This is a genomic window from Marinobacterium litorale DSM 23545, from assembly GCF_000428985.1.
GTDB classification, from domain to species: Bacteria; Pseudomonadota; Gammaproteobacteria; order Pseudomonadales; family Balneatricaceae; genus Marinobacterium_D; species Marinobacterium_D litorale.
Window position 1 is genome coordinate 37,988 of the sequence record NZ_AUAZ01000033.1, and the last position, 6,448, is coordinate 44,435.

Annotated in this window: 5 protein-coding genes; 1 reads left to right on the forward strand and 4 read right to left on the reverse strand. The window is 58.0% G+C overall.

The genetic code is table 11. The features are described 5' to 3' along the window. Positions 1-10 precede the first annotated feature (10 nt). Entirely contained in the window at positions 11-3,067 is a 3,057-nt protein-coding gene (gene ydiJ, locus G403_RS0117620) for a D-2-hydroxyglutarate dehydrogenase YdiJ (protein WP_027855159.1), read from the reverse strand. 94 nt (positions 3,068-3,161) lie between these two features. Here ydiJ and G403_RS0117625 point away from each other — a divergent pair, with 94 nt between their 5' ends. Then, complete coding sequence (locus G403_RS0117625; RefSeq protein WP_084404099.1) at positions 3,162-4,100, forward strand: LysR family transcriptional regulator; 939 nt, start codon at positions 3,162-3,164, stop codon at positions 4,098-4,100. 47 nt (positions 4,101-4,147) lie between these two features. On the opposite strand, the gene G403_RS0117630 is transcribed toward G403_RS0117625, so the two are convergent. From G403_RS0117630 to G403_RS0117640, 3 genes are all read right to left on the reverse strand, one after another. After that, positions 4,148-4,657: an REP-associated tyrosine transposase gene (locus tag G403_RS0117630; RefSeq protein WP_027855161.1), complete on the reverse strand. Its 510-nt coding sequence runs from the start codon at positions 4,655-4,657 to the stop codon at positions 4,148-4,150. Positions 4,658-4,808: 151 nt separating this feature from the next. Then, positions 4,809-6,017, reverse strand: a complete 1,209-nt coding sequence (locus tag G403_RS0117635; protein ID WP_027855162.1) for a UbiH/UbiF/VisC/COQ6 family ubiquinone biosynthesis hydroxylase — start codon at positions 6,015-6,017, stop codon at positions 4,809-4,811. Between the two features lie 164 nt (positions 6,018-6,181). After that, positions 6,182-6,448: group II intron maturase-specific domain-containing protein (locus tag G403_RS0117640; RefSeq protein WP_027855163.1), on the reverse strand; the 267-nt coding region annotated here is incomplete at its 5' end.

Consider the following 6,448-nt stretch of genomic DNA (forward strand, 5'->3'; position numbering starts at 1 on the left):
GCCTGTCCACTCACTGCCCGGATAGAACACCCAGTAGTACCTGAACCGGATGGGGCAGCTGCTGCTCGTCCATCCGTTTCACCTGCGAGCGGCAGGAGTACCCGGTGGCCATCAGCTGACTCTTGTGTTCTGGGTTGTTAACCAGTTCGCGCCAGCTCAGGTCATAGATATCCCGCGAACGATAGTAGTTACGCGTTTCATGGCCAAAGGTACCGGACATACCGCAGCAACCCACCGGCATAATCTCCAGTTTCTGGCCAAAAGCGCTGAAGATCGCCTGCCACTGCTTGAGCGACGCCGCGGCCGAGGTTTTCTCGGTGCAGTGCGCCAGCAGTTTGTAGCGCGCCGAAGGCAGGTCACGTTCCAGATGGATATTGCCCAGCTCATCGGCCAACCACTCCTGGATCAACTTAACCGGGGGCAGTTCGCCGTCCACTGCATCAGCGTACTCCTGGCGGTAGGTCAGGGTCATGGAGGGGTCGATCCCCACCAGCGGCAGACCGGTTTGGCCCAACGCGCTGAGCATCTCGGCATTACGCTTGGCCGCTTTATCGAATGCTTTCATAAAACCGTGCACGTGCAGCGGCTTACCGTTGGGCAGGTAGGGAGCGACCATCACGTAGTAGCCAAACTGCCCCAGCAGATCGATCAGATCCAGAACCAGCTGTGTCTCGAAGTAGGAGGTAAAGGCATCCTGTACGATGATGACCGCCCGTTCGCGTTGTTTCTCGCTCAGCGCCGCAATCTGCTCCGATGTCGCCCATTCAATTCCCCGCTCCGTCATGCCCTGACGCAGGCTGTGAGTACAGATAACGGGGCTATCCACCATACCGACGATCCGGCGCATCACCGCCCGCACCAGCGAATTGCGCATGGCCCAGTTATAGGGCGCCGGGAACCGGGAGAGGCTGGGAATCATATACTCCAGGCTACCGATCAGATAATCCTTGGCCGGGCGCAGGTAACGGCTGTAGTAGAGCTCAAGGAATCGCGCCCGGAAATCAGGCACGTTAACTTTGATCGGGCACTGCCCGACACAGGATTTGCAGGCCAGACAGCCAGCCATCGCCTCGTGGACCTCATTGGAGAAGTCATACTCTCCGTGGTCACGGCGCCAGGTGTTGCGAATTTTCGCAGGGAGACTCAGCAGGCCGGAGCTTGCTCGCAGCTCACGTGCCTCTCCAACCGGATCAACGCCCTCCTTCGCCAGCAACCGCAGCCACTCACGAATCAGCGATGCACGTCCTTTGGGTGAGTGGATGCGTTCCCGCGTACCCTTCCAGGAGGGACACATGGCATCTTTGGGGTCGTAGTTATAACAGGCACCATTGCCGTTGCAATGCATGGCGGAGTCGTACTGCTCACGCGCACTCTGCGGAATCGTTCGATCAAGCTGTCCGCGGGTGGTCACTTCATCGATCTTAAGAAGCTGCGCGCCCGCCAAAGCCGGTGTGGCGATTTTACCCGGGTTGAGCTGATTGCGGCCATCAAAGGCGCCCTTGATCGCCTGCAACTGCGGGTACAGATCACCGAAGAACTCAGGCGCATACTCCGAACGCACCCCTTTGCCGTGTTCGCCCCAGAGCAGGCCTCGATACTTCTTGGTTAACGCAGCAACACCATCGGTCAGGGTGCGAATCAGGGTTTCCTGCTCCGGGTCCTTCATATCAATAGCCGGGCGCACATGAAGTACACCGCAATCGACGTGGCCGAACATGCCATAGGCCATTCCGTGGCTATCGAGCAACGCACGGAACTCCATGATGTAATCGGCCAGATTCTCCGGCGGTACGGCGGTATCCTCAACAAAGGGAATCGGGCGCTTCTGTCCTTTGGCATTACCCAACAGACCTACGGCGCGCTTACGCATGCCCCAAATCTTGCCGATTTCACCGGCGCCAAACGCCACCGTATAGCCAAAGCTTGCACCTTCACTGCCCTTCACCTGCGTGAGATGGGCTTCAAGAGCAGCTACTTTCCGCTTCAACTCCTCCTCGTCATCACCGGTGTATTCCACCAGGTTGATGCCACGGATCTCCGGCTCTCCCTCATGAGAGGGAAAATAGTCGCTGACGCTGTCCCAGACGATATCCTCCATCGCCAGATTAAGCACCTTGGAGTCCACCGTCTCAATCGATGTGGGGCCCCAGCTCATCAACGCCTGAGCATCTCGCAGCGACGCCTCGAAGCTGTCGTACTTGATGTTAACCAGCGCGGCGTACTTGGGTATCGGCAGGACATTCAGCTTGGCCTCGGCGATAAACGCCAGCGACCCCTCCGCACCGCACAGAATATTATTGAGGTTGAAGCGGCCCTGTTCATCACGGATATGAGCAAGATCGTATCCGGTCAGGCAGCGGTTCAGCGGTGGAAATGTGTCCGCGATCTGATCGCCATACTCGCGCTGGATTCGGTCCAGTTCGCGATGCACCTCACCGATCCGGTCATCCCGCTGTTGGGCGCGGTTTAGCGCCTCATCATCCACCGGCCCTGAGAGCCAGGTTTCGCCGCCCAGCCAGACGCTGGTCAGCTCCAGCACGTGGTTCCGGGTCTTGCCGTACATCACGGAGCCCTGGCCGCTGGCATCGGTATTGATCATGCCGCCGATGGTGGCACGGTTGCTGGTCGAGAGTTCTGGCGCAAAGAACAGTCCGTAGGGTTTCAATGCCGCATTGAGTTGATCCTTGACCACCCCACTCTGGACCCGCACCCAACGTTCATCCGGATTGATCTCGAGAATCCGGTTCATATGGCGGGAGACATCCACCACCAGTCCATCGGTCAGCGACTGGCCGTTGGTTCCCGTACCGCCGCCCCGGGCGCTGAGCACCACATCATGAAAACGCGGCTCATCCGCCAGGCGCGCGATCTTGACCAGATCCGCCGTGTTGCGGGGATATAGCACCGCCTGAGGCAAAATCTGATAGATGCTGTTATCGGTGGAAAGCACCACACGGTTGGCATAATCCGGATTCAGGTCACCCTCAAAGCCCGCTTCTTTCAGAGCGTCGATAAAGGCCAGGTAGAGCTCGCTAATGGTCTGGGTTTCGGCAATACGTGGGATCATACGGGCATCCGTTGTGTCGGCAGTGGTCAGATTTCGCGCTATGATGCAAAATCATCATTTATCAATCAAACGATAAATATTTATAAATTAATTGATGATTACGAATAATATATCGATTCGCCAGCTACAGGCCTTTGTCCGTATCGCGACCACGGGCAGTTTTACCCGGGCTGCCGAGCAACTGCACCTGACTCAATCCACGTTGACCGCACAAATTAAACAACTGGAAGATCAGGCAGGCCTCAAATTGCTGGACCGTACCACCCGCCGAGTTGTCGTAACCGTGGAAGGCGAGCGTTTTCTACCGGTCGCCGAGCGGCTGATCTCAGACTTTACCGCAGCCATCAACGACCTCCAGTCCCGTGCCGAGCTGCAGCAGGGCCAGGTCAGTCTTGCCGGCTCCCCGTCCGTGGTCACCCGGCTGCTGCCCGACGCAGTCAAGATGTTCCGTCAACAGCACCCGGCTATCCATATCCATATCCGCGATGACAGCGCGGGCAGCCTGGAGCGCCGTGTACTCGATAACGAAGTGGACTTCGCCATCGCTGGCAATCACTCCCAGCAACCGGAGTTGCGCTACCAACCTATCTTAAAAGACAGATATGGCATGGTCCTCCCGAGCGGACACAAGTACGCAGACCGGGAGCAGCTTAACTGGGAGAGTATCGCCCGGGAGCCTTTGGTGCTTCTGAGCCCGGATACGGGCATTCGCGCCCAGCTGGAGCGATTTTCCCAAGCGGGTTTACCGCTGGAGCTTGGCAACACCACACTGGAAGCCACCAACCCGGCGGGGCTCGCCGCCCTGATCAACGCCCAACTGGGCGTCACCCTGCTCCCGGCCCTGGCGGCCGATACAGACTCCTTCGCCAGCCTGCGGTTTATTCCAATGGAGGCACCTGCCCAGTATCGCGAGATCTGCCTGATCACCCGCAGGGGACGTGCCTTAAGCCCGGCCGCCGCCGCCCTGCTGGAGGCGGTGCGTACGCAGATCACTCAGGCAGCATTACCTCGGTGGGTAGAGTCATTGGCTTAATGCCTGTAACCCGGTTGCAGCGATAGCGAAATCCGGGACTGCTATCCCTATTCCCCAAAATTACCGGATAGATCGTATTCCGATTCACCCCAGTCCGGCGTGTAGAAACCGGCGTTAACAAAACGCCAGAAACTTGAATAAGCCCAGTTTGCCGGGGAGTCGGTCAACCCGTGTTTGACCGGGTTAAGGTGGATGTAATCCCGGTGGATATTCAGATCATTCTCGCTGGTTATCGTATACTCCCAGAAACGCGGTTGCCAGAGACCACGGCGACCTCTCTTACCCGACCGGCTTAAGCGCCGGGAGAAATCGGCCTTGATGCTCTGCCAACGCTTCGAGTAATCCGCATCATCCTCGGGCAACCTCCATATAGCATGCAGGTGGTCCGGTAATATCACCGAGGCGTCGATCACAAAGGGAGATTTCTTAAGAACAGCGCGATGAGCGTCCCTCAACGCTTCGATATGATCAATCAACGTGTTACTGCCGCGATCTTTGAGGGTGACGGTGAAAAAACAGGTGCCGCCTGGTACGTAATTACGGCGGTAGTTGACCATCCTTGGTCCTCCATCGACTGTGTTGTTCCATTTATCCTAGTGGCAGGAGCCTGAAGACATATAGCGGGAATTCCCGGCATGCGCCTTTGGCTTCTGCCGGGCTACGTGGTGGCTGTAGCCCGGATGCAGCATAGCGGAATCCGGGAGCCATTTACCGAGCCAAAGCTGGCAAGTCGCCCTCTAACCCCATGGCGAACTGCATCACACGCTTCTTGGCAAAAGGCAGTTTCTCGGCGGCCCCCAGCCCCAGATTACGCAGGAGTTTCAGGGGCGCCGCATCGTTGCTAAAGACCCGATAGAAAGCATCCATGGTCTGCATCATCAGCAGGTTATGGCGGCGGCGGCGTTTCTCATAACGTTTGAGGGTGGCAAGAGAGTCGATCGCCTCGCCGGCGCAGTGTGCGTCGAGAAGCTCTTCGGCCAGCACCGCCACATCGAGAAAACCGATATTGACGCCCTGCCCGGCAAGCGGGTGGATCATATGCGCGGCGTCGCCGGCCAACACCACGCCCTCTGCACAATAATGCTGAGCATGCTGCCGGCGCAGCGGAAAGAAGCCACGCTCGACAAGACGGTCGATACGTCCAAGCCGTTCCGGGAAGGTGGCAATCAGCTCTGACATAAAGGCGGTTTCCGGCAGATCCATCAGCCTACGCGCTTCGTTCGGCGTGTTATACCAGACCAGGGAGGCATTGGGCCCATCCAGTGGCAGGAAGGCCAATGGGCCTGTGGGCGTGAACTGCTGCCAGGTTATATCCTGCTGCTCGTATCCGGTTTCCACTGAGGCGACCAGCGCATACTGGTCGTAATCCCATTTATGAACGCCTATACCGGCTGCATCACGCACCCTGGAGTTTCCACCGTCGGCCGCCACCAAAAGACGCCCGACAATCTCGCGTCCCCCCTCCAGAGTCACGACACTGGCACCGGGGGAGTAGTCGATGCTATCAACCCGCGCCGGACAGATCAGATCGATCCCGGACATCTGCTGTGCTCGTTCCAACAGCGCCAGCTGAACCAGCCGGTTCTCGACAATGTGCCCCAAATAGGGCTGACCGATCCCCTCCGAGTCAAATTCAGTGGCCGCTCGATGATCGTCCGCTTCCCAGACGCGCATCCGGCGGTAGGGGCAAAGACGGCGGGACTGAATACCCTCCCAGGCGCCCAGATGACGCAGCAGGTTTTCGGACGCCAGGCTCAATGCCGACACCCGCAGATCATGGGGTTGCTCCGGGCTGAAGGCCTGCGGGTATTCCCGCTCCAGAAGCGCGATACTCAGGTCGCTTTCCGCCAACGCGCAAGCAAGCGCCGCACCGACCATGCCACCGCCTACGATGACGACATCAAAACGCTGATCCATTCCCCTTCTCCGACAGGTTGAACTGGCCGCTAGTATACCGACTCTATCGATTCGTGTTTTTGTGACACATCAAACTGTTATATCGAATCATGAATCGAGTAGGAGGAGGTCTTGCGACCTCCGTCCTCTCACACCACCGTACGTGCGGTTCCGCATACGGCGGTTCATGATACACATTTAAGCCGATGATACTGATCCATCAGCGATACCAGTCCGATGCGATCAAACACCTTCTTCGGCAACGCCTGATTCAAATGAGAGGCGCACGAGTTCCACCAAGGACCACGCCCATTGGTCGCACTGCGCCAAGCCCTGTCTTCAGACAGACCCAGTCGCATCAGCATCTTGACCCGGGTGAACGGCCGCTTCCATTGACGCCAGAGGATTTTGCGCAGATGCCGGCGGATCCAGCCATCCAGCGCCTCGAAGCT

Excerpts from the sequence above, each read along its gene's own strand:
- G403_RS0117625 (WP_084404099.1), top strand. The coding sequence starts at position 3,162 with ATGATTACGAATAATATATCGATTCGCCAGCTACAGGCCTTTGTCCGT.
- G403_RS0117635 (WP_027855162.1), bottom strand. The coding sequence starts at position 6,017 with ATGGATCAGCGTTTTGATGTCGTCATCGTAGGCGGTGGCATGGTCGGT.
- G403_RS0117630 (WP_027855161.1), bottom strand. The coding sequence starts at position 4,657 with ATGGTCAACTACCGCCGTAATTACGTACCAGGCGGCACCTGTTTTTTC.
- ydiJ (WP_027855159.1), bottom strand. The coding sequence starts at position 3,067 with ATGATCCCACGTATTGCCGAAACCCAGACCATTAGCGAGCTCTACCTG.